Here is a 26,222-nt window from a genome sequence, read left to right as displayed (position 1 = left end):
AGGGAGAGGTTATTGCTTCGTATCAAATCAAAGGCATAAAAAAAGCGCCCTGAGGCGCTTTTTTGTTTTAAGACAAATATTAGCCGATGTACTGCTGGCCTTTCATGTATGGACGCAGCACTTCAGGGATCTCAATACGACCGTCTGCCTGCTGGTAGTTTTCCAGCACGGCAACCAGCGTACGGCCTACAGCCAGGCCAGAACCGTTCAGGGTATGCACCAGACGGGTTTTCTTGTCAGATTTGCTGCGGCAGCGAGCCTGCATGCGGCGCGCCTGGAAATCCCAGACGTTAGAGCAGGAGGAGATTTCACGGTAGGTGTTCTGCGCAGGAACCCACACTTCCAGGTCGAAGGTTTTGCAGGCGCCAAAGCCCATATCACCGGTGCACAGCGCCATACGACGGTACGGCAGACCCAGCAGCTCCAGCACTTTCTCAGCGTGGCCGGTCATCTCTTCCAGCGCGTCCATGGATTCTTCAGGACGGACGATCTGCACCATCTCAACTTTGTCGAACTGGTGCATACGGATCAGACCGCGCGTGTCGCGACCGTAAGAACCGGCTTCAGAACGGAAGCACGGAGAGTGCGCCGTCAGTTTGATTGGCAGGTCGTCTTCGTCGATGATCTCATCACGCACGAGGTTAGTCAGCGGCACCTCCGCGGTTGGGATCAGCGCGTAGTTGCTGCTGTCGGCTTCCTCGTCCAGCGGACGGGTGTGGAACAGATCGCCAGCAAATTTAGGCAGCTGGCCCGTACCGTACAGCGTATCGTGGTTGACCAGATACGGCACGTAGGTTTCGCTGTAGCCATGCTGCTCGGTGTGCAGATCCAGCATGAACTGCGCCAGCGCACGGTGCAGATGGGCAATCTGGCCTTTCATCACCACGAAGCGAGAGCCGGTCAGCTTAACCGCTGCCGCAAAATCCAGGCCCGCGTGCATTTCGCCCAGCGTCACGTGATCGCGTACCTCGAAGTCAAACTCACGAGGCGTGCCCCAGCGTTTCACTTCAACGTTGTCGTTTTCATCTTTGCCGACAGGCACGCTGTCGTCAGGAATATTCGGGATAGCCAGGGCAATATCACGAATCTCGGCCTGAAGAACGTCCAGCTCAGCTTTCGCCTGATCCAGTTCTTCACCCAGTTTGTTCACTTCCAGGCGTAATGGCTCAATATCTACCCCGCGCGCTTTCGCCTGGCCGATGGATTTCGATCGAGAGTTACGCTCTGCCTGCAGATTTTCAGTTTGTACCTGCAGAACTTTACGACGCTCTTCAAGAGCGCGCAGCTTATCTACATCCAGCTTAAAGCCCCGGCGTGCCAGTTTTTCAGCGACTGCGTCTGGCTCATTACGCAGCAGATTGGGATCGAGCATGCTTATCCTGTGCTTATCGAATTAAAATAGGAAAATGTGACCACAGCCTGCGGCCACAAGGATACATTGCCAACATTACCGCAACGATTGAACTAACGGTAGCGTTTTATAGGGCTATTTTGATCCTGTCCGGCGAGCCAGGTGAGCTTTTCACCAATCTTGCCCTCAAGACCTCTGTTTGTGGGGTGATAATAGCGCGTTTGTGCCATCTCCTGCGGGAAATATTCCTCCCCGGCAGCGTAGGCATTGGGTTCGTCGTGAGCGTAGCGATACTCCTGCCCGTAACCCATCTCTTTCATCAGCTTGGTCGGCGCGTTACGCAGGTGAACCGGCACATCGTAGTCCGGCCGTTCGCGCGCGTCGGACATCGCCGCTTTGAAGGCGGTATAAACCGCATTGCTTTTCGGCGCGCAGGCCAGATAGACAATCGCCTGCGCTATGGCACGTTCGCCTTCCGCGGGTCCAACGCGGGTGAAGCAGTCCCAGGCCGAAAGCGCGACCTGCATGGCGCGAGGATCGGCATTGCCGACATCTTCTGACGCAATCGCCAGGCAGCGACGCGCGACGTATAACGGATCGCCGCCCGCAGTGATAATGCGCGCGTACCAGTAAAGCGCCGCATCCGGCGCGCTGCCGCGCACGGACTTATGCAGCGCCGAGATCAGGTCGTAAAAACGGTCGCCTTTGTTATCGAAACGCGCGCTGCGCTCCCCGGCAATTTCGGTGAGCAGCTCCTGCTTCAGCACCCGCTTTCCGGCATCGTCGACTTCGGCCATATCGGCCATCATTTCCAGCGTATTCAGCGCCCGACGCGCATCGCCGTTGACCAGCTCGGCAATCGCACGACGCGTGTCGTCAGGCAGAACGATATCCTGCCCGCCGTAGCCCCGCGCTTTGTCGTCCATCGCCTGGGTGAGAACCTTTTCGATATCCTCTGTGGTCAGCGATTTGAGCAGGTAAACGCGCGCGCGGGAAAGCAGCGCCGAGTTCAGCTCAAACGACGGGTTTTCGGTGGTCGCGCCGATGAAGAAGATCGTGCCGTCTTCAATATGCGGCAGGAAGGCATCCTGCTGGCTCTTGTTGAAGCGGTGGACTTCGTCCACGAAGAGGATGGTGCGCCGCCCGGCATTGCGGTTCTGCCGCGCACGCTCGATCGCCTCACGGATCTCTTTCACGCCGGAGGTGACCGCCGAGATACGTTCGACGTCCGCGTTGGCATAACGGGCGATCACTTCTGCAAGCGTGGTCTTGCCGGTGCCAGGGGGCCCCCAGAGGATCATGGAGTGAAGATGCCCGGCCTCAATGGCGCGCGGCAATGGCTTACCGGCAGCCAGCAGGTGTTGCTGGCCGATGTACTGCGCTAAATTTTCTGGCCGCATGCGAGCGGCCAGAGGTTGAAACGCGTTATCTGAAAAATCGAGCGACAGATTGCCCACTCACGCCTCTTACTTATTGCGTTGGTCGTCCACCGTTACGCCCTTCGGCGGGGTAAAGGTGAATTTCGATGCATCAACGGCGCCGTTCTGCTGAGATTTAAGCTGGTAGCTGCTGCGCTGATCGTCCTGCTCAACCGCGCCGAACTGATTAATGGTACCGTTGGTGCTTACGTTAATGGTGAACTGCTTCAGGTTGCCGTTGCTGCCTTTCGGCGTCAGGACAAACTCGTCACCCGTCTGTTTAATATTATACTGCTGCCAGTCGCTGGCCTGGTTACGGGCAATCAGCATAAACGGCGTATTGCTGGTGGCATCCTTCAGCCAGGTCGCCGTAGCCTGCTCAACGAACGGGTTGAAGAACCATAAGGTTTTGCCGTCAGACACCAGGATGCTCTCATCCGGCTGGGTCATGTGCCAGTTGAACAGATTCGGGCGTTTTACCCACAAATCTCCCTGGCCTTCCTGCACCGCGTTGCCGCTGCCGTCAGTCACTTTTTGCGTGAAGCTGGCGTGGAAGCTGCTTACTTTATCCAGTCGGCTTTTAAGGTCGCTGGCGGCATCAGCCCAGACGCTGCTGGCGACAAAACTGGTGAGTAATGCACAGGCGATGGCGATTTTTTTCATTGTTATTCCTTAAAATACGTCTTCCCGATATGGGGTTTCCGTCTTCTATTCTGGACCTGCCCGAAGGCAGGCGACAGAAGAAAATGCTTAATTTTGGCTGATTTACCCTTCTTTGCAATCGCTGAAGGTTAATCAAACGGCGGCGGTGCCAGCACCTCGCGGTTACCGTTATGCCCCTGCTCGCTCACAATGCCCTGCGCTTCCATCTGCTCGATGATACGCGCCGCGCGGTTATAGCCGATGCGGAACTGACGCTGCACCCCAGAGATGGAAGCTTTGCGTTTTTCGGTAACGAAGCTAACCGCCTGATCGAATAACGGATCCAGCTCTTCGCCGCCGTCGAAGCCACCGCCGCCGCCTTCGCTTTCCGTATCGCTGGTAATGCCGTCAACATATTGTGGACGACCGCGCGCTTTCCAGTCCTGGACGACGGCGTGAACTTCCTCATCGCGGACGAACGCACCGTGGACACGCACCGGAGAGGTGGAGTTCGGGCCGGAATAGAGCATGTCACCCATACCCAGCAGCGACTCTGCACCGCCCTGGTCAAGAATGGTACGGGAGTCAATTTTACTTGATACGGTAAAGGCGATACGCGTCGGAATGTTCGCTTTGATAAGGCCGGTAATAACGTCCACAGAAGGACGCTGGGTCGCCAGCACAAGGTGAATACCGGCCGCACGCGCTTTCTGCGCCAGACGGGCAATCAACTCTTCCACTTTCTTACCGACGGTCATCATCAGGTCAGCGAATTCATCGACCAGCACGACGATATAAGGCAGTTTTTCGAGCACCGGATGCTGGGCATCCATGCTGTCACCCGGTTTCCAGTAAGGATCCGGAATCGGACGTCCCATGCGCACCGCCTGGGCGATTTTCTCGTTATAACCGGCCAGGTTACGCACGCCCAGCGCAGACATCAGCTTGTAGCGGCGTTCCATCTCATTGACGCTCCAGCGCAGGGCGTTGGCAGCATCTTTCATGTCGGTCACAACTTCGGTCAGCAGATGCGGGATGCCTTCATAGACCGACAGTTCGAGCATTTTCGGGTCGATCATGATGAAACGCACATCTTCCGGCTGCGCTTTATACAGCATGCTGAGGATCATGGCGTTCACACCGACAGACTTACCGGAACCGGTAGTACCCGCGACCAGCAGGTGAGGCATTTTCGCGAGATCCGCCACCACCGGATCGCCCGCGATATCTTTACCCAGCACCACGGTCAGCGGAGATGGGTTATCGCGGAATTTGGTGTTATCCAGCACTTCACGCAGGTAGACGGTCTGACGTTTCTTGTTCGGCAGCTCAAGGCCAACGTAAGGTTTGCCCGGAATCACTTCCACCACACGTACCGCCACGGTCGACAGAGAACGCGCCAGGTCGCGGGACAGGTTGGAAATGCGCGCGGCTTTAACGCCAGGCGCCAGATTCAGTTCAAAACGGGTGATAACAGGACCCGGCGAGTAGTTCACCACGTCCGCCTTGATGCGGAAGTCAGCCAGACGGGCTTCGACCAGACGCGCCATTTGTTCGAGCGCGAAGGTATCGACCGGTTCCACTTCTGACGGCGGCGGCGTTAACAGATCCAGAGACGGCAGCGGCGTGCTTGGACGCTGCAGCGGACGGCTGTCACCGTTACGCATCAGCAGCGGGTGAATCAGGCTCTCCTGCGGCTGAGGCGCAGGCTGCTGGAACTGCGGCGGCTGTGGTGCCTGCTGCGGTTGAGCATACGGCTGCTGAACAGGTTGTTGAGGCTGCGAGTATGTCTGTGGTGCTGGCTGCTGGCGCAGAGGCGCTGCTTCCGGCATCACGCTCGGGGTAAATAAAGGCTCGCTCGGGCCATCATCCACCAGATCCTTCATCGGCGAAAATTCAAAATCAGACAGCGAGAACGGGTTTGCACCCGCCGGTTGCTCACCGGAATAGCGCTGCTGCTGGGTGGCGGCAAACTGGCGCGCCAGTTCTGCTTCTGCCGCGTCCTCTTCATCTTCCAGCACCGGTTCATCGTGCTGGTATTCTTCACCGTAGCGCTGATTCTGCTGCGCAGCGAACTGGCGGGCCAGCTCGTCCTGCTGCATTTCATCGGCGTCATCTTCGTAGTCAGGCTCGCGCGCTTTCTCTTCAGCCATACGCTGGGAAGGCAGCTTGATACCATAAGAGGCAAGCTCTCGGCGGGTTGGAACGCGAACGCGGTTAGGGCGAGGCAGTTGCGGACCAATCCCCTCCTTCACCTGAGGACGTGGCGCGCCCCCTGTTGCCAGACTAAAGACAGGTGCAGCTGCGGCAGCGGCCGCGGTAGCCTGCTTCACGCTTTCCGCTACGGGTGCGACTGCAGGCGTCGGGTCGATCGGTGGAACGGAAACAGAAGGCGCTTTCGTCACCGGCTCCTGCACCGGTTCAGGCACCGGCTGGTACCAGGCCGCCAGCTGCTCGCGTTCACGCGCACGTCGCTCTTCGACTTCTTCGAAATAGTACAGCGGTGGACGGGCGGGCTTCACCTCTTCCACGATTTCAGGTTCAGGCTGCGGCTCAACATAAGGCTGCACAGGTTCAACCGGTTCAGGCACATACTCCTGATAAGGTTGGGCCACCGGCTGTTCATCGTGCGGGTAATTTTGCGGTTCATACGCAGGCTGCGGCGGCTGATAAGGCTGCTGCCACTGCTCCTGCTGAACAGGGACGTAGCTTTCAGGTTCAGGCGCGATAACGGGCTCCGGCGTGTGAACACCGGGCGCAGTCTGCCAGTCAACCTGCGGCTGCTGAATAACGGATTCCGGCGGCGAAACCGGCGCGGATGGCATCACAGCGTCGACCGGCGCGGCATACGCCTGCGCAGCGGTCGTCGCGGCTGCTGCTGCCGCAACCGGCTCGGTAACCGAGTGGCCATTTAACAGCGGATCGTATTCGTCGAAGTCACCCGGCATGGCCCGGCTGCCGGAGAAGAGCACATCGTCAGGATCGACGGCGACACCCGCCGCGCGATACGCCACCTGCTCGTCTTCATCCATGCGTTTACCGGAGAAGAGCGCCGCATCGGTTTTACGGCCAAGCGGGTTGGCAAATTTCTCAGCAACACGCTGACGACGCGCCAGCGCGCCGCGCAGGATACGCGCACGACGAGACTCGCGACGCTGCACAGGCGCGTCATCTTCCTCTTCCTCTTCGTACTCGTCTTCATCAACCCACGTATCGTCACGACGGGTACGGTTGCTGGCGAAGGTCAGAATAGTGAGGATAAAACTGCCGATTTTCTCGGCAATGCTCACCCAGGACCAGCCGGTAAACAATGTCAGCCCGGCCGCCCAGATGCAGAGCAATGCGAGCGTGCCGCCGCTGCTGTGCAGCATCGGTTGTAGCGCAGAGCTCAACAAACTGCCGATCACCCCGCCAGAGGCGAAGTACCAGATATCATCCGCATTAATCGCTGCCAGCCCGCACGAGGTGAGGATCAGCGCCAGCGCGCCAATCAGGCGCAGCGACACGGCGAAATAGTCGATGTAATCATCGTTCTGACGATGACGCCACGCAAACCAGCATCCGCCAATGATAATGACGGGAAGGGTATAGGCCATCACACCGAAAATGAAAAACAGCGTGTCCGCAAGCCAGGCACCGGGGACACCGCCTAAATTATGGATAGGCTCATGCCATGCAGTTTGTGACCAGCTGGGATCCGAGGGGTTGAAACTGAGTAAGGCTGCCATCAGCCAGACGGCAAAAAGGGCAATAACAATCAGCAAAGCCTCGAGGAGACGACGTCCGCTGCTTAGCTTCGATAGTGTGACTTCTTTGTCTTCAGTGTATTCCTGGCTCAAGAAAGGCTCTCCAGGTATCAGGCATATCCTGCCTGTTTGCTAAAACGGACAACAGTGCCGGGACTCCCCGGCACTGTTGCTGTATGGATTAACAGGAGTGTAATCAAACTACGCTGATTTTGCACCTGTTCCGTGTTAGCGCGTCTTAATAACCAGACGATTGCTCTGTTTGACCTCTTCCATCACCACATAGGTACGGGTGTCGTTCACGCCTGGCAGACGCAGCAGGGTTTCACCCAGCAGCTTACGGTAGGCGGACATATCAGGCACACGGGTTTTCAACAGGTAGTCGAAATCACCGGATACCAGGTGACACTCTTGAATTTCTTCAAGTTTCTGTACAGCGGCGTTAAATTGCTCAAACACATCCGGCGCACCACGATTCAGAGTAATCTCAACAAATACCAGAAGTGAGGCATCCAGATAATGCGGGTTCAGCAGAGCCGTATAGCCCTGAATGAAACCCTGTCTTTCCAGTCGACGCACACGCTCAAGGCACGGCGTCGGGGAAAGTCCCACACGTTTTGAAAGCTCGACGTTGGAAATACGCCCATCCTTTTGCAATTCATTAAGAATGTTACGATCGATACGGTCGAGATCTTTGCCAGGGCGCTTCTTGCTATCTACCATTATTATTGTCTCTCTGTATTCCTTCCCTACTCCTGCCTGGACCCTGTGCACATCACTGTTCAGAGCCTGTACCCGTTAGTCATCACATCGCCTGATTATGTATTAGACGCGATGCGGATTCGGGTTCTGTTGGTAAGAAGACCGTTGCCCGAAGGCAGTCACCGACATCACGTATGGCGTCTGTCCACGCCATGCGTAGATTTCACTGACCCGGTAAAAATGGCATTTACGTGCATGCCTATGCGGCATACGGTTAACACGGTTTTTTCTTCTTCCTTGAATGTTTTCGCAAAAGCGCAGGGGATTGTCAAAGCAAAACATCGTTTTTTAGTACAACATGCCGGATATTCATTGCGGCAGGGTATTAATCCTCATTTTATTGCCTTACAAACGACCGGTTTTCAGGAGAAAGCGTGATGTTATCGCGCGCTATTCATCGTCCGTGGCTATTACACAGATTGATATCAAAATTGCTGCGCTCTTTTTTTACGACAACAAATTCCCTACAATCCAGCCAAATGTCTGCCAACAACAATGGGGATCTCATGGGCACGGCCAAACACAGTAAGCTGCTAATCCTTGGTTCTGGACCTGCGGGATATACCGCGGCGGTCTATGCTGCACGCGCTAACCTGCACCCGGTACTCATCACCGGCATGGAAAAAGGCGGTCAGCTGACCACCACCACCGAAGTGGAAAACTGGCCAGGGGACCCGAACGACCTGACCGGGCCGCTGCTGATGGAGCGTATGCACGAGCATGCTGCTAAATTCGAAACCGAAATTTTGTTCGATCATATCAATAAGGTCGATCTGCAGAACCGTCCGTTCCGCCTGACGGGCGACAGCGGCGAATACACCTGTGACGCGCTGATCATCGCCACCGGCGCCTCTGCCCGTTACCTCGGTCTGCCATCCGAAGAAGCGTTCAAAGGCCGCGGCGTTTCTGCCTGCGCCACCTGCGACGGTTTCTTCTACCGCAATCAGAAAGTCGCGGTCATCGGCGGCGGCAACACCGCCGTAGAAGAAGCGCTCTACCTGGCGAACATTGCCTCTGAGGTGCATCTGATCCACCGTCGCGACACCTTCCGCGCGGAGAAGATCCTGATCAAACGTCTGATGGATAAAGTGGCAAGCGGCAACATCGTGCTGCACACCAACCGTACCCTGGAAGAGGTGACGGGCGACCAGATGGGCGTTGCCGGTCTGCGTATCCGTGATACCCAGAACACCGATAACGTCGAAACGCTGGAAGTGGCGGGTCTGTTTGTGGCGATCGGTCACAGCCCGAACACCGCGATCTTCGACGGTCAGCTGGAGCTGGAAAATGGCTACATCAAAGTGCAGTCCGGCATTCACGGTAACGCGACCCAGACCAGCATCCCGGGCGTGTTCGCGGCCGGCGACGTGATGGACCATATTTACCGTCAGGCGATCACCTCTGCGGGTACCGGCTGTATGGCCGCGCTGGACGCTGAACGCTACCTCGATGGGCTGGCTGAACAAGGTAAATAATCTTTACAAGTCAGTAACAAACGTAAATAAAGGCGGCGATAAGTCGCCTTTATTGTCTCCCCGTTGTAACATTGCGCTGCCCAATTTCTAATAACGTCACCTGCAAAGTACGCAATGGAAAAAACCCGTCAACAAGAGTTAACACGCTGGCTGAAACAGCAAAGCGTTATTTCCCGCCGCTGGCTTACGATCTCCCGTCTCCTGGGATTCGTTAGCGGCCTGTTGATTGTTGCCCAGGCATGGCTGCTGGCCCGCATTCTTAATCACATGATCATGGAGAACATTCCACGCGAAGCGCTCCTGCTGCCCTTTATTGTCCTGATCCTGATTTTTATCCTGCGCGCATGGGTGGTGTGGCTGCGTGAGCGGGTCGGTTTTCACGCCGGACAGCACATCCGCTACGAGATCCGCCGTCAGGTGCTCGACAGGCTTCAGGAAGCCGGGCCCGCGTGGATCCAGGGTAAACCAGCCGGTAGCTGGGCGACGCTGATCCTTGAGCAGATTGACGATATGCACGACTACTATGCGCGCTATCTGCCGCAGATGGCCCTTGCCGTCTTCGTTCCGCTGCTGATCGTGATCGCCATCTTCCCGGTGAACTGGATGGCTGCGCTGATTCTGATGGGCACCGCCCCGCTGATCCCACTGTTTATGGCGCTGGTCGGGATGGGGGCTGCGGATGCCAACCGCCGTAACTTCCTGGCACTGGGTCGCCTGAGCGGCCATTTCCTCGATCGTCTGCGCGGCATGGAGACGTTACGCATTTTTGGCCGCGGTGAAGCGGAAACCGAAAACATTCGCCAGGCGTCACAGGACTTCCGTCAGCGCACCATGGAAGTGTTACGCCTCGCCTTCTTGTCTTCCGGCGTACTGGAATTCTTTACCTCTCTGTCGATTGCCCTCGTGGCGGTCTACTTCGGGTTCTCCTACCTCGGCGCGCTGGATTTCGGCCATTACGGCACGGCGGTGACCCTTTCTGCCGGGTTCCTGGCGCTGATCCTGGCCCCGGAGTTTTTCCAGCCGCTTCGCGATCTGGGGACCTTCTATCACGCCAAAGCCCAGGCGGTTGGCGCAGCCGATAGCCTGAAAACGTTCCTGGAAACGCCGCTGGCACACCCGGAGCGCGGTGACGTGACGCTGAATGCTAAAGAGCCCGTGACCATCGAAGCGCAGGACTTTTCCATTCTGTCACCCGAAGGCAAAGTGCTTGCGGGTCCGCTGAACTTTACCTTACCTGCCGGACAACGCGTGGTGCTCGTCGGCACCAGCGGTTCCGGGAAAAGTTCTCTGCTGAATGCGCTATCCGGATTTATGGCCTATACGGGTTCACTGCGGATCAACAGAACCGAACTGCGTAACCTCGATCCTGGCGCCTGGCGTAAACAGCTCAGCTGGGTGGGCCAAAACCCGCAGCTTCCCGCCGCTACGCTGCGTGAAAACGTCCTGCTGGCGCGCCCGGATGCGCGTGAAGATGAACTGCAATCGGTTCTCGACCGCGCCTGGGTCAGCGAGTTTCTGCCGCTGCTCCCGCAAGGGGTAGATACCGTGGTCGGTGACCAGTCCGCCGGGCTGTCGGTCGGGCAGGCGCAGCGTGTGGCCGTTGCCCGCGCGTTGTTGAATCCTTGCCAGCTGATGCTGCTGGATGAGCCCGCCGCCAGCCTGGATGCCCACAGCGAGCAGCGCGTAATGGAAGCCCTGAACGCCGCCTCCCGGCAGCAAACTACCCTGATGGTCACCCATCAGCTGGAAGGCATTGCCGACTGGGACCAGATCTGGGTCATGGAGAACGGCCGTATTGTTGAGCAAGGCGATTACGCCTCTCTCGTTGCCGCGCAGGGACCGTTTGCCGCCCTGCTGTCGAACCGTCAGGAGGACATCTGATGCGTGCTCTGCTGCCTTATCTTGCGCTCTATAAACGCCACAAATGGATGCTGACGCTGGGGATTGTGCTGGCCATTGTCACGCTGCTCGCCAGCATCGGCCTGCTCACGCTTTCCGGCTGGTTCCTGTCGGCCTCGGCCGTCGCGGGGTTCGCCGGATTATACAGCTTCAATTACATGCTTCCGGCTGCCGGGGTTCGCGGTACCGCCATCACCCGTACTGCCGGACGCTATTTCGAACGGCTGGTCAGTCACGACGCCACTTTCCGCGTGCTGCAGCACCTGCGTATCTATACCTTTAGCAAACTGCTGCCCCTCTCCCCTGCCGGGCTGGCGCGTTTTCGTCAGGGTGAGCTACTCAACCGTGTCGTTGCGGATGTCGACACGCTGGATCACCTGTACCTGCGCGTGATCTCCCCGATCGTGGGCGCATTTGTGGTGATTGTGGTGGTCACGCTGGGGCTGTCTGTTCTGGATGTTCCCGTGGCGCTGACGCTGGGCGGGATCATGCTGCTGACGCTCATCATTTTGCCGCCGCTGTTTTACCGCGCCGGGAAATCCACCGGGGAAAACCTGACGCGTCTGCGCGGGGACTACCGTCAGCAGCTGACCGCCTGGCTTCAGGGGCAGGCTGAGCTGACCATTTTTGGTGCCAGCAAGCGCTACCGCGCGCGGATGGAAAGTACGGAGCTGAACTGGCATGAAGCCCAGCGCCGCCAGTCGGAGCTGACGGCCTTCTCTCAGGCGCTGATGATGCTGATCGGCGGCGTGGCGGTGATAGCCATGCTGTGGCTGGCCTCCGGCGATGTCGGGGGGAATCCACAGCCGGGTCCGCTTATTGCCCTTTTCGTCTTCTGCGCGCTGGCGGCGTTTGAAGCGCTGGCCCCGGTGACGGGCGCCTTCCAGCATCTGGGTCAGGTCATCGCCTCTGCCCTGCGCATCACCCAGATTGCGGAGCAGGAGCCTGAAGTTACGTTCAGTGCCGGGCAAACCGCTGTTCCAGAGCAGGTTGCGCTGACGCTGGAAGAGGTCACTTTCGCCTACGACAAACAGGCGCAGAACGCGCTGGACGGTATCAATCTGTCAGTTAATGCAGGACAGCGGATTGCGATCCTCGGCCGTACCGGCTGCGGTAAATCGACGCTGCTGCAGCTGCTGACCCGCGCCTGGGATCCGCAGCGCGGTCAGATTCGTTTTAATAATACGTTGCTAACTGATTTCAGCGAGCAGGCCCTGCGCAAGACAGTGAGCGTCGTTCCACAGCGCGTGCATCTGTTTAGCGCCACGCTGCGCGATAACCTGCTGCTGGCCGCGCCAGTGGCCACGGATGATGCGCTTCGCGCCATGCTGGAACAGGTCGGTCTGCATAAGCTGCTTGAGGACGAGGGATTGAACAGCTGGCTGGGCGAAGGCGGTCGTCAACTCTCCGGCGGTGAACTGCGCCGTCTGGCGATTGCGCGCGCGCTGCTGCACGATGCGCCGCTAATGCTGCTTGACGAGCCCACCGAAGGGCTGGATGCCACGACCGAGAGCCAAATCCTTGATTTGCTGGCCAATGTCATGACCGGTAAAACCGTGCTGATGGTCACGCACCGCCTGCGCGGACTGGCGAGTTTTGATCGGATAATTGTGATGGACAACGGACACATTATTGAGCAAGGTAGTCACGCAGAGCTGTTGGCGAAACAGGGTCGCTACTACCAGTTTAAACAGCGTCTGTAGACTATATTTGTAGCGTCCTCACTCGCGTACTGGAGTTTTGCTGTCATGCGCCTGGTCCAGCTTTCTCGTCATAACATCGCGTTCCCTTCTCCGGAAGGGGCGCTGCGTGAGCCCAACGGGCTGCTGGCCCTTGGCGGTGACCTCAGTCCCGCTCGACTATTAATGGCGTACCAGCGCGGAATATTCCCCTGGTTTTCCCCCGGCGATCCGATTTTATGGTGGTCTCCCGATCCGCGTGCCGTGCTGTGGCCAGGGCAGTTTCACCTGAGCCGCAGCATGAAGCGTTTCCATGCGAAATCACCTTACCGCGTCACCCTCAACCACGCCTTTGGTCAGGTCATTGAAGGCTGTGCTGAAGACCGTTATGAAGGGACATGGATAACCCGCGATATCATTACCGCCTACCACCAGCTCCATGAGCTTGGCTACGCCCACTCCATCGAGGTGTGGGAAGGCGGAGCACTCGTCGGCGGCATGTACGGCGTGGCGCAGGGGACGCTGTTCTGCGGCGAGTCGATGTTCTCTCGTGCGGTTAACGCCTCGAAAACCGCACTGCTGGTCTTCTGCCAGGCGTTTGCCCAGCGCGGCGGACGCCTGATCGATTGTCAGGTGCTCAACGAGCACACGGCCTCCCTGGGTGCTATTGAAATCCCGCGACGCCAGTACATCGAACAGCTTGATGCCAGCCGTCAGGAGAAGCTCCCGCGCGACTTCTGGATACCGAGAACGCTCTTTATGCCCAATGCCTAAATGTTTTCCGCATATTTTTTGTGAGGGTGTTATAATTACGCCGCAGAGTAGCTTCTGCCTGTTGCCCCGCCGCCGTTTGGGACCCTCGCTTCAGATAACGTCCTGACGTTTATCCTGTCGTCTCCCCTTTACGAATGCGCTTCCTGTTCGGTTGTACCGTGACGCTTGGGCAATGCGCCGAAACTGTTTTGCTGCGTTTTAATCGCGCAATTCTTTACTTAATTGATGAATTTCGGCATTATCTTGCCGGTTCAAAACTTGGTAGTGATACCCCAGAGGATTAGATGGCCAAAGAAGACAATATTGAAATGCAGGGTACCGTACTTGATACGTTACCTAATACCATGTTTCGCGTAGAGCTGGAAAACGGTCACGTGGTAACTGCGCACATCTCCGGTAAAATGCGCAAAAACTACATCCGCATTTTGACGGGCGACAAAGTGACTGTTGAACTGACCCCGTACGACCTGAGCAAAGGCCGCATTGTCTTCCGTAGTCGCTAATTGTTTTCGCCTGTAATGGCAGATGAATATTTAAAAGGTCGGGATTATCCCGGCCTTTTTTATTTATGGCTTTAGTGTTGCTGCGTCGGAAGATGTATTGTCATCCATGGTTGTACAGGAGCGATTAAATCTCCTGCCATAGAATGCGCCATGTCGTGAAGTAATCCCGTAAGATGCGGCAGCATATCGCGGTCAAAATGCGACACCAGCAGCACGTGGTTTAACGCCCGGCAGTAGTCACATTTCGTTTTTGTATCTTCCAGCAGCCACTCTTTTTGTCGCGGCTGTGCCGCTTCTTCCTCAAATTCCAGTATCTGAAAATCACGCATGGATTCCGTGAGGCCGGTTTTCACCTCTTCCAGATAAGCCCCCAGGCAACGGCATACGGCTGCGTTTGAGGGAGTGATTTGCAGTCGAGGAGGATTTCGGTGAGCAGTTTGCAGCGCTCGGCGAGGGTGGGGAGATCGGGGTTGAGGGAGAGTTCGCTGTAAAGTTGGGCGAAATTATTAATATCAGTCATATGTGATCCTTTATGCACGTAAGATTGTTTGTGCACACTTTCAGGACGCCAATCCCGGCACCTGATTTTGCAGGTGCGCCGCTATTTTATTACTGTGTATTTATCCAGCAACTAACTTCGAAAGAAACTGGAAAGCGCCTCGCAAAATTCCTCTGCGGCCTGTTGCCCTCACCCCGGCCCTCTCCCACGGGGAGAGGGAGAAAACAAAAAAAACGGCAACCGAAGTTGCCGTTTTGCTTTTATCTTTCAACTCAGTGAGCCGCTTCCGGCTTGTGCTTCGCCGCACTCTGGAAATCGTACGTCAGTTCGTTCTTCGCCTGGTCCAGCGCCACGGTCACCTGGCCGCCGTCCACCAGCGAGCCAAACAGCAGCTCGTTCGCCAGCGGTTTCTTCAGGTTGTCCTGAATCACGCGCGCCATCGGACGGGCCCCCATCGCACGGTCGTAGCCTTTTTCGGCCAGCCAGTTGCGGGCCTCCTGGCTCACTTCCAGCGACACGCCTTTCTGATCCAGCTGAACCTGCAGCTCGACGATGAACTTGTCCACTACCTGATGGATCACGTCGGTAGACAGGTGATCGAACCAGATAATGTTGTCCAGACGGTTACGGAACTCCGGCGTGAAGATCTTCTTGATCTCCTCCATCGCATCGGTGCTGTTGTCCTGGTGGATCAGGCCGATGGATTTACGCTCGGTTTCACGCACCCCGGCGTTGGTGGTCATCACCAGCACCACGTTGCGGAAGTCCGCCTTGCGCCCGTTGTTGTCGGTCAGCGTCCCGTTGTCCATCACCTGCAGCAGGATGTTGAACACGTCCGGGTGCGCCTTCTCGATTTCATCGAGCAGCAGAACCGCGTGCGGATGCTTGATCACCGCGTCGGTGAGCAGGCCGCCCTGGTCAAAGCCCACGTAGCCCGGAGGCGCACCAATCAAACGGCTGACGGTGTGACGCTCCATATACTCGGACATATCAAAGCGCAGCAGCTCAATGCCCAGCGCTTTGGAGAGCTGAACCGTCACCTCGGTTTTCCCCACGCCAGTCGGACCAGCGAACAGGAAGGAACCGACAGGCTTGTGGTCATGCCCCAGTCCGGCGCGGGCCATCTTGATCGCTTCGGTTAAGGCCTCAATGGCTTTATCCTGACCAAAGACCAGCATTTTCAGGCGATTGCCGAGGGTGCGCAGCGTGTCGCGGTCGCTCTGAGAAACGCTCTTCTCAGGGATACGCGCGATGCGGGCCACCACGGACTCAATATCCGCCACGTTAACGGTTTTCTTACGCTTGCTGGCCGGCATCAGACGCGCACGCGCCCCTGCCTCGTCAATCACGTCTATCGCCTTATCAGGCAGATGACGATCGTTGATGTATTTCACCGCCAGCTCCACCGCCGCACGGACCGCCTTCGCGGTGTAACGCACGTCGTGGTGCGCTTCGTACTTCGGCTTCAGGCCGTTGATGATCTGCACCGTTTCCTCGACGGACGGTTCGGTCACGTCGATTTTCTGAAAGCGGCGCGCCAGCGCACGGTCTTTCTCAAAGATGTTGCTGAACTCCTGGTAGGTCGTGGAGCCAATCACGCGGATCTTGCCGCTGGAGAGCAGCGGTTTGATCAGGTTAGCCGCATCCACCTGGCCACCGGAGGCCGCACCTGCGCCGATTATGGTGTGGATCTCATCGATAAAGAGGATGCTGTTGGTGTCCTGCTCCAGCTGTTTTAACAGCGCCTTGAAGCGTTTTTCAAAATCACCGCGGTATTTGGTGCCCGCCAGCAGCGAGCCGATATCCAGCGAGTAGATGGTGCAGTCGGCAATCACTTCCGGCACGTCGCCCTGCACAATGCGCCAGGCAAGACCTTCGGCAATCGCGGTTTTACCCACGCCTGATTCCCCCACCAGCAGCGGGTTGTTCTTGCGGCGACGGCACAGCACCTGGATCGCGCGCTCCAGCTCTTTATCGCGACCAATCAGCGGGTCGATACCGCCAACGCGAGCAAGCTGGTTAAGGTTGGTGGTGAAGTTTTCCATACGATCCTCCCCGCCTGCTTGCTCTTCATTGTTATTGACCTGATTGCTGGAGTCCGATGCCTGGTTAGGCTCGTCTTTGCGCGTTCCGTGAGAAATAAAGTTAACAACGTCGAGGCGGCTGACTTCGTGTTTACGCAGCAGGTAGGCAGCCTGTGACTCCTGCTCGCTGAAGATGGCGACTAAGACGTTTGCGCCAGTCACTTCGCTACGTCCGGAAGACTGGACGTGGAAAACCGCGCGCTGCAGCACGCGCTGGAAGCTGAGCGTCGGCTGCGTGTCGCGCTCTTCTTCACTGGCTGGCAGCACCGGTGTGGTTTGTTCGATGAAGGCTTCGAGTTCCTGACGTAGCGCCACCAGATCCACGGAGCAGGCTTCCAGCGCTTCGCGGGCAGATGGGTTGCTAAGCAGTGCGAGCAGTAAATGCTCGACGGTCATAAACTCATGTCGGTGCTCACGCGCTCTGGCGAAAGCCATGTTTAAACTGAGTTCCAGTTCTTGATTGAGCATAGGCACCTCCCCCAATTTTATGCCTTATCAGGCCTTTTCCAGCGTACACAGCAACGGATGCTCGTTCTCCCTCGCATAGTCGTTCACCATCGCTACTTTGGTTTCCGCCACTTCGGCTGTGAAGATGCCGCAGATAGCTTTGCCACGATAATGAACGGTAAGCATCAGTTGCGTTGCACGTTCTACATCATAAGAAAAGAACTTTTGTAGCACGTCAATAACAAATTCCATCGGCGTGTAATCATCGTTCATTAACATAACTTTATACATAGATGGCGGTTTTAGCGCGTCGCGCACTTTATCTTCCGCCAGCTGGTCAAAATCCAGCCAATCGTTGGTCTTACCCATTATGCATAACCACTTTGAATCTACCTCAGATGTTAGATAACAATCATCTATTACTGTCATCCGCGATGTCTGTCACAAACTATTGCAATAGCGTTAACTGCTTCAAACTTTGGTTGATTATTGTCCCATCTCCAGCGCCAAACGCTTGACGACTTCTTTCGTTTCTCTAAATTGTACAAGCGTGAGATGGCGAGGTTTTGAACAGCCCCCACTCCACCACCGGTTCATTCCATCTTAACTTATAAGATTTACGAAGGATGTCGAAGCATGGAAATGGGTACTGTTAAGTGGTTCAACAACGCCAAAGGGTTTGGCTTCATCTGCCCCGAAGGCGGCGGCGAGGATATCTTCGCTCACTATTCCACCATTCAGATGGATGGTTACAGAACGCTCAAAGCCGGGCAGTCCGTCCGGTTCGATGTACACCAGGGACCAAAAGGCAATCATGCAAGCCTAATCGTACCCGTTGAAGCAGAGACGGTTGCATAGCTCTCTGTTTTATTGTGTACATCCCGCAGTCAAAATGCCAGCCCGATCGGCTGGCATTTTTATTTTCGGGTTATTCCCGAGCCAGCGCGTCCACCGGATCCAGCCGCGCCGCATTGCGGGCGGGCAACCAGCCAAACAAAATGCCGGTAAAGGTCGAACACAAAAATGCGGTAATAATGGCAACCGGCGAGAAGCCAATCTCCCAGCCGGGTAAAAAGAGCTGGAGTGCAAACGCGATCATCATCGAGAGCGCAATGCCCATCGCCCCGCCGACCAGACACACCAGCACGGCTTCAATCAAAAACTGCTGCAGCACGTCGCTGGCCCGGGCCCCGACCGCCATGCGGATGCCGATCTCCCGGGTGCGTTCCGTTACCGACACCAGCATGATGTTCATCACCCCGATGCCGCCGACGACCAGCGAAATCACCGCCACCAGCGTGAGGAACAGCTGAAGAGTACGTGTGGTCTTTTCCGCCGTTTTCAAGAGGCCGTCCATATTCCAGGTGAAGAAATCTTTCTTCCCGTGGCGCAGGATTAACAGCCGCTCAAGCTGCTGTTCGGCGAGCGCGCTGTCGTAGCCCTCCTTCACGCGCACGGTGATGGAGTTGAGCCAGGACTGCCCCATAATCCGCCCGGAGATGGTGGTGTAGGGCAGCCAGACGCGCAGGATCTTGCTGCTGCCAAACATCGACTGCTTCTCTTCCGCCACGCCGATGACCGTGGCAGGCATGTTGCCGACCAGGATCACTTCGCCTACCACGTTGACTTTATTGGGGAAGAGCTGCCTGCGCGAGTTCGCGTCCAGCACCACCACCTGCGCCCTGCCCGCCAGCTGTTCGGCGTTAAAGGTAGCGCCTTCACTGAAGGTCATGCCGTAGACGTTGAAATAGTCTCCGCTAACGCCGTTCGCACTGGCGGCAACGTCGACATTGCCCACGCGCAGGCGCAGGTTCTGCGACACCGCAGGCGTGGCGGAGTTGACCCACGGCTGCTTCTGAATGGCCGCCAGATCGTCGTATTTCAGCGCCTGCTGATACTGCGGCTCGTCGTCGCCAAAGTCTTTGCCGGGATAGACGTCAATGGTATTGGTACCGATGGCGCGGATATCGGCCAGCACCAGCTGCTTGGCCGCGTCGCCCACCACCACAATCGACACCACCGAGGCGATACCGATGATGATGCCGAGCATCGTCAACAGGGTACGCATTTTGTTGGCCGCCATCGCCAGCCAGGCCATGGTCAACGCTTCACGAAAGCCGCTGGAAAACTGTCCCCAGCCGGTTGATGCCGGAAGCGCTTCTTTCGGCGCCGCTGCTCTGGACTCACGCGGCGGCGGATTGCTGACCAGCTCGCCGTCGTGGATCTCAATAATGCGTTCCGCCTGCGCCGCCACCTGCGGATCGTGGGTAACAATGATGACCGTGTGCCCCTGATCGCGAAGCTGATGGAGGATCGCCATCACCTCTTCGCCGGAATGGCTGTCGAGCGCGCCGGTCGGCTCATCCGCGAGGATCACCTGCCCGCCGTTCATCAGGGCGCGGGCAATACTCACGCGCTGCTGCTGGCCGCCGGAAAGCTGCGAGGGCAGGTACTCCACCCGCTCTGCCAGCCCCAGACGCGTCAGCAGCATCTGCGCGCGCTCGAGGCGTTTTTTACGCTCGACGCCCGCATAGACCGCAGGTACTTCCACGTTCTGCGCGGCATTGAGGTGAGAAAGCAGATGGTAACGCTGGAAGATAAAGCCGAAGTGTTCCCGGCGCAGCTTCGCCAGCGCGTCGCCATCCAGCGTGGAGACATCCGTCCCGGCCACGCGATAGGTACCGCTGGTGGGTTTATCCAGGCAGCCGAGAATGTTCATCAGCGTCGATTTACCGGAACCCGATGCGCCGACAATCGCCACCATCTCGCCCGCTTCCACGCGCAGGGAGATGCCTTTCAGCACCTCCACCGGACCGTCGCCGGAGGGATAGCTGCGACGAATGTTATTCAGCTCAAGCAGCGCCGTCATTTGGCGGCTCCGGGCAGGCTTTCGCTGACAACAACCTCCTCGCCCTCTTCCAGCCCTTTCACCACCACCACGTCAGTGTCGTTGCGCGCGCCAATCACAACCTCGCGCTCGCGCGTTTCGCCGTTGCGCAGCACTTTCACTTTATAACGGCTATCCCCGGCGGATTCGCCGAGCGCAGAGAGCGGAATGGTCAGCACGTTCTTCACGCCGGTCAGCTGGATATGCACCTGTGCGGTCATGTCTAGACGCAGCACGCCCTGCGGGTTTGGCACTTCAAAACGAGCATAGTAGAAAATAGCGTCGTTCACTTTTTCCGGCGTCGGCAGAATGTCTTTCAGCACGCCTTCGTAGCGCGTCTGCGGATCGCCCAGCACCGTAAACCAGGCGTTCTGCCCCGGCTTAAGATGGATCACATCCGCCTCTGAGACCTGGGCTTTGACCAGCATGGTGCTCATGTCCGCCAGCGTCAGAATGTTTGGCGCCTGCTGTGCGGCAATCACCGTCTGCCCCTGGAGCGTGGTGATCTGGGTCACTTCGCCCGCCATCGGTGCCACAATTTGGGTGTAGTCGAGGTTGGTTTTCGCCGTATCCAGCGAAGCCTGATTGCGTTTGATTTGCGCGTCAATCGTGCCAATCTGCGCCTGTTTCACCGCCAGTTCAGTGGTGGCGGTATCTAAATCTTGTTTTGAAATAGCCTGAGTTTTAGCCAGCGCCTGCTGACGGGTTAGCGTCACCTGGGCCAGGTTACGTTCTGCCAGCGCCTGCGCACGCTGCGCGCGCAGTTCCATCAGCGTGGCTTCCACCTCGCGGATCTGGTTCTCAGCCTGTTCTGGATCGATAACGCCGAGCAGCTGGCCTTTTTTCACCTTGTCACCAATCTCAACCGACAGCGTTTTCAACTGGCCGCTGACCTGAGCGCCGACGTCAACCTTGCGCAGCGCGTCAAGCTTGCCCGTCGCGAGGACGTTTTGCTGCAGTTCGCCCGGACGAACAATCAGTGTCTGATACTGCGGCACCGGCGCGTTCAGCACCTGCCATAGCCAGTATCCACCGGCTAAAACCACGACCGCCAGCAGCAGAAACAGCGTTCTGCGTTTTCCCTTGAGGTTCATAAATAATCCAAATAAATGTTCTGGCAATGATAAGTGTTGATTCTATCTAAACGACTCCTCAACGAAACCCCTTCTTCTTGAAATCGTCACAATTTGTTTACGAGACGTTGAACGTTCGCCTGCTGAAATGGAGATCTTCATCAAGAAGCAGGATCTATCATGTCTTCCATCGTCGATACACCTTTTTCAAACTTGCCTCAGCCTAAATCTGGCTGGCAGCTCTTTAAAAATCTGGCTTTCGGTAAGCTCAAACCAGGACTGGCGTGGCAAAACCCCGCCTATCGACGTAAATTCATGTTACGTTCACTGGCGACACCCATTAGCACTGCGCGCCTGTTAACAAGTCTTGCAAAACAACCACGTCTGATGCAGATGCTGCAGGTACAACCAGGGCTACCGTGTCGGTTGCATCGTCCCTGGTTGACGGTGAATATGGATCGACAGCATGCGCTGGAATCCCTCAACTGGCACTATCAGACGATGAGCCGCCAGCTTCCGGTGACGCTGCTAACGGGTTATTTTTCGAAGAAGGGCTTCACCCTGCTGACCTTAACCGGCAAAGATGAACAGCAATTTACCGTCCGTCTGTGCGCCGATGCGTTTCTGGATAAAGAAGGGGAAGCCACCCTCGCCTTCTGCGACCATCAGAATACGGTGCTGGCCGAGATGACCTTCACCCTGTGCCAGTTTGAGGGAAAATCGACGCTGTTCATTGGCGGTTTGCAAGGGGCAAAAGCGCATGTTCCCCATGAGCTGATCCAGGGTGCGACGAAAGCCTGCCATGGTCTGTTCCCGAAACGTCTGTTGGTCGAGGCCGCCATGACCCTCGGCACCGCCTTCCCGGTAGAACAGATTATCGCCGTCAGTAACGATACCCATATTTATCGCAGCTGGCGCTACCGCAAGAAAAAAGAGGGGAAGCTGTTGGCCGATTACGACAGTTTCTGGATCTCTATCGGCGGCGAAAAACAGGATAACGGTAACTTTATGCTGCCGCTCGTCATGCCGCGTAAACCGATGGAAGAGATCGCCAGCAAAAAACGCTCCGAATATCGCCGCCGCTACGAGCTGCTGGATAGCCTGATTCAGCAGGTGAAACAGGCGGCCCAACGCTAATCCGCTTTCCCGCGTGCCAGCCACAGCACGCGGGAAAACATCTTCCGCAGCAGGGTCGGTACCGCCTCTACGCCCCGCCTTCCCGCTTCCGTCGCCACTTCAATGGCTAAATCCGGTTTTGACGAACGATGAATGGCTTTGGCGATCACGCGCCGCATGTTCATCGGGACATCGACCGGCACCATGGCAATGCGGTGGAAGACGTCATCGAACCCCTGACGGTACATAAAGTGTTCCATGTCCATCGCAGGGAGCATGGTTAAATGGTCGCGCTCTTCCTCACGCTCGTTATTCAGCAGGCTGCGTACGGTCGAGGCATATTTTTTGCCCGCCTCATCACCGTCGACCAGAACGTGCCACTCGATCCCCATCCGGCGAGCAAATTTTATCAGCGGCTTTAGTCCCGACTGGGCGAATTCAATCACCTTAATGCCTTCCGCATCAAAATGGTGGCCGCACTGGCGCGCCAGTTCGTTGATGACCCAGGTTTCCGTTTCCCCCTCCACCAGCAGCCAGCAGCGGGCAAAGAGCGACGACGCGCGGTTAAAGCGAATATGAAACGCGATGCGTCGCCCGTCTTCCGCGTTCAAACCACCCGGCCCAAGCCGGAAAGCGGAGACGCGGGAGGACTCACGGACCAGACGACAGACGTGTTCTACCGGCGTCAGCGATAATAATTCACCGGAATTGGTGGTCGTAATGCGCTGGAGCGGCAGCAGATTCAGCAGATGCCATGCCACGGAGAGCATGATGGGATGCAGCCGCGTTTCCGGGTCTTCCACCAGCAGCAGAGGCCGGGCGTCCCGGTCAAGACGAACGGTGCCTTTGGCCTGCAGAAGCGTTGAAAACAGCCCCAGCAAAATCACCCGATGGGTACGACCACCGGGCCGGTCGATCATTCGGTTAATGATGTCGAGGTAACGCCAGCTGCGCTGCTCATCATGAGAACGGCGGCGCATCAGACGATGACGCGACTCAGAGGTTCCCTGCTCGGAAAAATAGTGCTCCAGGAGTTGCACCATTGCGGACAACCCCTGACGGATTTGACCATCGGTCAGATTCTGCGGACGCGACACCAGCTCTCTTGCCAGAAAATCCAGCTCGCGGGCGGTGACTTCCACGTCCGGCATATTGGGTACGGTACCGTTACGAATACGCCGCATAAAACGCGCATCGCGCAGGCGTAACACCGGCGTCAGGCGAATCAGGTGGCGGGCCAGATCGTCGATATAGTCAAGCGGGATCGGGTTGGCTTTCTCATCGAGAAAATCACGCAGGGTGAGTACCCCCTCGTTCTCCGCCATCTCCCCTTCCAGCCGATAGAAAATCCGGTGGAAACCGTCATCGCACGGCACCCAGCAGGGTGACAGCGGGCGGAAGCGACGCACGCGATGACGTCCGGGCTCGGATTCGCGGAAGGTCAGGATGATATGCAGGTGCTTCTCGCGCCCCGTCACGTCGCCGGGCGGGAACCAGAAATCGTCGCGGACGAAGTGATACAGATCGTCTTCGGGCGAAAGCAGTAATGTCAGCGCATCCAGCAGGCTGGACTTACCCCACGCGTTCTCGCCGATCAGGACGTTGTTCTGCTCCAGCTGCAGCGACAGACGGTTAATACCGCGAAACCCGACAATTTCCACACGTTCGAGAAGCATAAATCCCCCGACAAATGATCACTTTTTCCTTCAAGTTATCAGCAGTATAGCGGGAGGCGTTCTGTCACGACAGCACAACGTTCACCCTTGCGAGAATTAGTCTATGCTCTATTTACCGCTAATTTGAACAAGGATTGACATCGCATTGCCTAAAATCAAACCAACAGAATTTATTTAAGTGGCGAAGGGGTGTTGTTATTTTTTAGAATAGAGACTCTTTGAGTCGTCATCCCTTTATGACGATATATCCCGCGCGCGGGAAAGCGTGCGGATAATTATTTTGAGGTGGTTATGTTTAGAAAATTAGCGGCAGAATGCTTTGGTACATTCTGGCTGGTATTTGGTGGCTGCGGTAGCGCCGTTCTGGCAGCAGCATTCCCGGAATTGGGTATTGGTTTTGTCGGCGTCGCGCTGGCGTTTGGTTTAACCGTATTAACCATGGCGTTTGCCGTGGGACATATTTCCGGCGGTCATTTTAACCCGGCAGTGACATTAGGTTTATGGGCAGGCGGCCGTTTCCCGGCAAAAGACGTGATTGGCTACATTGTGGCGCAGGTGGTTGGCGGTATTATTGCAGCTGGCGTTCTGTACGTGATTGCCAGCGGTAAAGCCGGGTTCGACGCGGCGGCCAGCGGCTTTGCCTCTAACGGCTTCGGCGAACACTCTCCGGGCGGTTACTCCATGCTGTCTGCCATCGTGATTGAAATTGTGCTGACCGCCGGCTTCCTGCTGGTGATCCACGGCGCAACGGACAAACACGCGCCAGCCGGTTTTGCCCCGATTGCGATTGGCCTGGCGCTGACGCTTATCCATCTGATTTCGATTCCGGTCACCAACACCTCCGTTAACCCGGCACGCAGCACCGCCGTCGCCATCTTCCAGGGCGGCTGGGCGCTTCAACAGCTGTGGCTGTTCTGGGTGATGCCAATTATCGGCGGTATTCTGGGCGGCGTGCTGTACCGCACCCTGCTGGAAAAACGCGATTAATCGAGCGCGGTGTCGGGTGGCGCTAACGCTTACCCGACCTACGTTAGAGTGCACTTTGTAGGCCGGGTAAGGCGTAGCCGCCACCCGGCTTTTTTATTGCTCCTTTACCTGACAGCCTTTATTGGGTAGTGTCTCTGGCGCTCAACAGATACTCAAAAGGACCGGCTGTTCATGTTTTCAGGACTCCTCATTATTCTGCTGCCCCTGATTGTGGGCTACCTTATCCCGCTGCATCAGGAATCTGCATTACGGCTTATCAACCGTTTTCTCAGCTGGATTGTTTACGTTATTCTTTTCTTTATGGGGATAAGCCTGGCATTCCTGGATAACCTGTCGGCGAATTTACTCTCCATCCTCCATTATTCTGTCGTCACCGTGGTGGTTATTTTACTGTGCAATATTGCCGCGCTGCTGTGGCTGGAACGCACTATTCCATGGAAAAATCACCATCATCAGGAAAAACTCCCTTCACGAATTGCCATGGCGCTGGAATCATTAAAACTGTGCGGCGTCGTGGTGCTCGGTTTTCTTCTTGGACTGACCGGTTGGGCATTTTTACAGCACGCGACAGAGGCCAGCGAATATACGCTTATCTTCCTGCTGTTCCTGATCGGTATTCAGCTGCGAAATAATGGCATGACCCTGAAGCAAATTGTCCTCAACCGTCGGGGAATGATGGTTGCCGTGATTGTTGTCGCCAGTTCAATGGTCGCGGGTGTCATTAACGCCTTTATTCTCGATCTGCCGCTGAAAACCGGCCTGGCGATGGCGTCAGGTTTTGGCTGGTACTCCCTCTCCGGTATTCTGCTGACCGAATCATTCGGCCCGGTGATCGGCAGCGCCGCTTTCTTTAACGATCTGGCGCGAGAGCTGATTGCCATCATGCTGATCCCAAGCCTGGTTCGCCGCAGTCGTTCCACCGCGCTGGGCCTGTGCGGCGCAACGTCGATGGACTTTACCCTGCCGGTACTACAGCGCTCCGGAGGGCTGGAGATGGTGCCCGCGGCTATCGTACACGGCTTTATTTTAAGTCTGCTGGTTCCGGTCCTGATGGCCTTCTTCTCTGCCTGATACTTCTTTGGCGGTAGGTTTCCTGCCGCCAAAATTGCGCTAAATCAATCTCCCTCTATTTTGTAGCAGAAAGCCCTTTTCACCGTTCTGGCACAAGCATAACCTTAAACATGTATATCAAATATAACTTTAA

19 protein-coding genes and 1 pseudogene are annotated in these 26,222 nt (G+C 56.7%); 9 read left to right on the top strand and 11 right to left on the bottom strand.

The genetic code is table 11. From position 1 onward, the window contains the following. Window positions 1–79 precede the first annotated feature (79 nt). The 5 genes from serS to lrp all read right to left on the bottom strand — a co-directional run bounded on the left by serS (window position 80) and on the right by lrp (window position 7,880). Entirely contained in the window at window positions 80–1,372 is a 1,293-nt protein-coding gene (gene serS / locus GXP72_RS07500) for a serine--tRNA ligase (RefSeq protein ID WP_208763686.1), read from the bottom strand. A gap of 92 nt (window positions 1,373–1,464) precedes the next feature. Continuing rightward, window positions 1,465–2,808, bottom strand: a complete 1,344-nt coding sequence (gene rarA / locus GXP72_RS07495; protein ID WP_029739490.1) for a replication-associated recombination protein RarA — start codon at window positions 2,806–2,808, stop codon at window positions 1,465–1,467. 9 nt (window positions 2,809–2,817) lie between these two features. Further along, complete coding sequence (gene lolA / locus GXP72_RS07490; protein ID WP_024907806.1) at window positions 2,818–3,432, bottom strand: outer membrane lipoprotein chaperone LolA; 615 nt, start codon at window positions 3,430–3,432, stop codon at window positions 2,818–2,820. 128 nt (window positions 3,433–3,560) lie between these two features. Further along, window positions 3,561–7,250 carry a DNA translocase FtsK 4TM domain-containing protein gene (locus tag GXP72_RS07485; RefSeq protein WP_208763685.1) on the bottom strand — a complete coding sequence of 1,230 codons (3,690 nt, stop codon included), beginning with the start codon at window positions 7,248–7,250 and terminating at the stop codon, window positions 3,561–3,563. Between the two features lie 135 nt (window positions 7,251–7,385). Further along, window positions 7,386–7,880: a leucine-responsive transcriptional regulator Lrp gene (gene lrp, locus GXP72_RS07480; RefSeq protein ID WP_000228469.1), complete on the bottom strand. Its 495-nt coding sequence runs from the start codon at window positions 7,878–7,880 to the stop codon at window positions 7,386–7,388. 545 nt (window positions 7,881–8,425) lie between these two features. On the opposite strand from lrp, the gene trxB reads away from it, so the two are divergent. The 5 genes from trxB to infA all read left to right on the top strand — a co-directional run bounded on the left by trxB (window position 8,426) and on the right by infA (window position 14,249). Continuing rightward, complete coding sequence (gene trxB, locus GXP72_RS07475) at window positions 8,426–9,394, top strand: thioredoxin-disulfide reductase (RefSeq protein ID WP_024907808.1); 969 nt, start codon at window positions 8,426–8,428, stop codon at window positions 9,392–9,394. Between the two features lie 114 nt (window positions 9,395–9,508). After that, on the top strand, window positions 9,509–11,275 hold the full coding sequence (cydD, locus tag GXP72_RS07470) for a cysteine/glutathione ABC transporter permease/ATP-binding protein CydD (protein WP_208763684.1): 1,767 nt from the start codon (window positions 9,509–9,511) through the stop codon (window positions 11,273–11,275). Then, a complete protein-coding gene (cydC, locus tag GXP72_RS07465) occupies window positions 11,275–12,996 on the top strand; it encodes a cysteine/glutathione ABC transporter ATP-binding protein/permease CydC (protein WP_208763683.1) in 1,722 nt (573 codons plus the stop codon). Before cydD ends, cydC begins: the two co-directional genes overlap by 1 nt. 45 nt (window positions 12,997–13,041) lie before the next feature. Then, complete coding sequence (gene aat / locus GXP72_RS07460) at window positions 13,042–13,746, top strand: leucyl/phenylalanyl-tRNA--protein transferase (protein WP_024907811.1); 705 nt, start codon at window positions 13,042–13,044, stop codon at window positions 13,744–13,746. 284 nt (window positions 13,747–14,030) lie between these two features. Then, window positions 14,031–14,249, top strand: a complete 219-nt coding sequence (gene infA / locus GXP72_RS07455; protein ID WP_002211347.1) for a translation initiation factor IF-1 — start codon at window positions 14,031–14,033, stop codon at window positions 14,247–14,249. Between the two features lie 71 nt (window positions 14,250–14,320). On the opposite strand, the pseudogene GXP72_RS07450 reads toward infA, so the two are convergent. From GXP72_RS07450 to clpS, 3 genes and pseudogenes are all read right to left on the bottom strand, one after another. Continuing rightward, window positions 14,321–14,769 (bottom strand): annotated as a pseudogene (locus GXP72_RS07450) (hypothetical protein). Between the two features lie 251 nt (window positions 14,770–15,020). Further along, entirely contained in the window at window positions 15,021–17,300 is a 2,280-nt protein-coding gene (clpA, locus tag GXP72_RS07445; RefSeq protein WP_023335109.1) for an ATP-dependent Clp protease ATP-binding subunit ClpA, read from the bottom strand. A 27-nt stretch (window positions 17,301–17,327) separates the two neighbouring features. Further along, window positions 17,328–17,648: an ATP-dependent Clp protease adapter ClpS gene (gene clpS / locus GXP72_RS07440; protein WP_006174393.1), complete on the bottom strand. Its 321-nt coding sequence runs from the start codon at window positions 17,646–17,648 to the stop codon at window positions 17,328–17,330. A gap of 267 nt (window positions 17,649–17,915) precedes the next feature. Here clpS and cspD point away from each other — a divergent pair, with 267 nt between their 5' ends. Next, the gene (gene cspD / locus GXP72_RS07435; protein ID WP_006809408.1) at window positions 17,916–18,137 is read left to right on the top strand and encodes a cold shock-like protein CspD; all 222 of its coding nucleotides are present in this window, start codon (window positions 17,916–17,918) and stop codon (window positions 18,135–18,137) included. 70 nt (window positions 18,138–18,207) lie between these two features. Here the strand turns inward: cspD and macB are convergent, their stop codons facing one another. Together macB and macA are read right to left on the bottom strand one after the other, a co-directional pair. Next, window positions 18,208–20,148, bottom strand: coding sequence for a macrolide ABC transporter ATP-binding protein/permease MacB (macB, locus tag GXP72_RS07430; RefSeq protein WP_208763682.1), 1,941 nt, complete (start codon window positions 20,146–20,148; stop codon window positions 18,208–18,210). Then, window positions 20,145–21,260, bottom strand: a complete 1,116-nt coding sequence (macA, locus tag GXP72_RS07425; protein ID WP_032649222.1) for a macrolide transporter subunit MacA — start codon at window positions 21,258–21,260, stop codon at window positions 20,145–20,147. The genes macB and macA overlap by 4 nt, the downstream gene beginning before the upstream one ends. A 159-nt stretch (window positions 21,261–21,419) precedes the next feature. Between macA and GXP72_RS07420 the strand changes: the two genes are divergently transcribed. Next, window positions 21,420–22,376 carry a VirK/YbjX family protein gene (locus tag GXP72_RS07420; RefSeq protein ID WP_148769492.1) on the top strand — a complete coding sequence of 319 codons (957 nt, stop codon included), beginning with the start codon at window positions 21,420–21,422 and terminating at the stop codon, window positions 22,374–22,376. Here GXP72_RS07420 and GXP72_RS07415 read toward each other — a convergent pair. Beyond that, a complete protein-coding gene (locus GXP72_RS07415; protein WP_061715652.1) occupies window positions 22,373–24,031 on the bottom strand; it encodes an ATP-dependent endonuclease in 1,659 nt (552 codons plus the stop codon). The two genes, GXP72_RS07420 and GXP72_RS07415, sit on opposite strands and share 4 nt — an antisense overlap. 291 nt (window positions 24,032–24,322) lie before the next feature. Here GXP72_RS07415 and aqpZ point away from each other — a divergent pair, with 291 nt between their 5' ends. Both aqpZ and GXP72_RS07405 read left to right on the top strand, forming a co-directional pair. After that, window positions 24,323–25,018, top strand: coding sequence for an aquaporin Z (aqpZ, locus tag GXP72_RS07410; protein ID WP_023335104.1), 696 nt, complete (start codon window positions 24,323–24,325; stop codon window positions 25,016–25,018). A 171-nt stretch (window positions 25,019–25,189) separates the two neighbouring features. Further along, window positions 25,190–26,089: a lysine exporter LysO family protein gene (locus tag GXP72_RS07405; RefSeq protein ID WP_024907818.1), complete on the top strand. Its 900-nt coding sequence runs from the start codon at window positions 25,190–25,192 to the stop codon at window positions 26,087–26,089. Window positions 26,090–26,222 lie beyond the last annotated feature (133 nt).

This window comes from Enterobacter sp. SES19 (genome assembly GCF_011765665.1).
GTDB lineage: Bacteria > Pseudomonadota > Gammaproteobacteria > Enterobacterales > Enterobacteriaceae > Enterobacter > Enterobacter pseudoroggenkampii.
Note: the sequence above shows the minus strand (reverse complement) of the source record. Positions and strands in the feature narration are given on the sequence as shown.

What these genes read in the sequence shown, in the direction of transcription:
- macB (WP_208763682.1), bottom strand. Translation starts at nt 20,148, where the DNA reads ATGACGGCGCTGCTTGAGCTGAATAACATTCGTCGCAGCTATCCCTCC.
- trxB (WP_024907808.1), top strand. Translation starts at nt 8,426, where the DNA reads ATGGGCACGGCCAAACACAGTAAGCTGCTAATCCTTGGTTCTGGACCT.
- clpA (WP_023335109.1), bottom strand. Translation starts at nt 17,300, where the DNA reads ATGCTCAATCAAGAACTGGAACTCAGTTTAAACATGGCTTTCGCCAGA.
- infA (WP_002211347.1), top strand. Translation starts at nt 14,031, where the DNA reads ATGGCCAAAGAAGACAATATTGAAATGCAGGGTACCGTACTTGATACG.
- cydD (WP_208763684.1), top strand. Translation starts at nt 9,509, where the DNA reads ATGGAAAAAACCCGTCAACAAGAGTTAACACGCTGGCTGAAACAGCAA.
- lolA (WP_024907806.1), bottom strand. Translation starts at nt 3,432, where the DNA reads ATGAAAAAAATCGCCATCGCCTGTGCATTACTCACCAGTTTTGTCGCC.
- clpS (WP_006174393.1), bottom strand. Translation starts at nt 17,648, where the DNA reads ATGGGTAAGACCAACGATTGGCTGGATTTTGACCAGCTGGCGGAAGAT.
- GXP72_RS07405 (WP_024907818.1), top strand. Translation starts at nt 25,190, where the DNA reads ATGTTTTCAGGACTCCTCATTATTCTGCTGCCCCTGATTGTGGGCTAC.
- aat (WP_024907811.1), top strand. Translation starts at nt 13,042, where the DNA reads ATGCGCCTGGTCCAGCTTTCTCGTCATAACATCGCGTTCCCTTCTCCG.
- macA (WP_032649222.1), bottom strand. Translation starts at nt 21,260, where the DNA reads ATGAACCTCAAGGGAAAACGCAGAACGCTGTTTCTGCTGCTGGCGGTC.
- cspD (WP_006809408.1), top strand. Translation starts at nt 17,916, where the DNA reads ATGGAAATGGGTACTGTTAAGTGGTTCAACAACGCCAAAGGGTTTGGC.
- cydC (WP_208763683.1), top strand. Translation starts at nt 11,275, where the DNA reads ATGCGTGCTCTGCTGCCTTATCTTGCGCTCTATAAACGCCACAAATGG.
- GXP72_RS07415 (WP_061715652.1), bottom strand. Translation starts at nt 24,031, where the DNA reads ATGCTTCTCGAACGTGTGGAAATTGTCGGGTTTCGCGGTATTAACCGT.
- aqpZ (WP_023335104.1), top strand. Translation starts at nt 24,323, where the DNA reads ATGTTTAGAAAATTAGCGGCAGAATGCTTTGGTACATTCTGGCTGGTA.
- GXP72_RS07420 (WP_148769492.1), top strand. Translation starts at nt 21,420, where the DNA reads ATGTCTTCCATCGTCGATACACCTTTTTCAAACTTGCCTCAGCCTAAA.
- lrp (WP_000228469.1), bottom strand. Translation starts at nt 7,880, where the DNA reads ATGGTAGATAGCAAGAAGCGCCCTGGCAAAGATCTCGACCGTATCGAT.
- serS (WP_208763686.1), bottom strand. Translation starts at nt 1,372, where the DNA reads ATGCTCGATCCCAATCTGCTGCGTAATGAGCCAGACGCAGTCGCTGAA.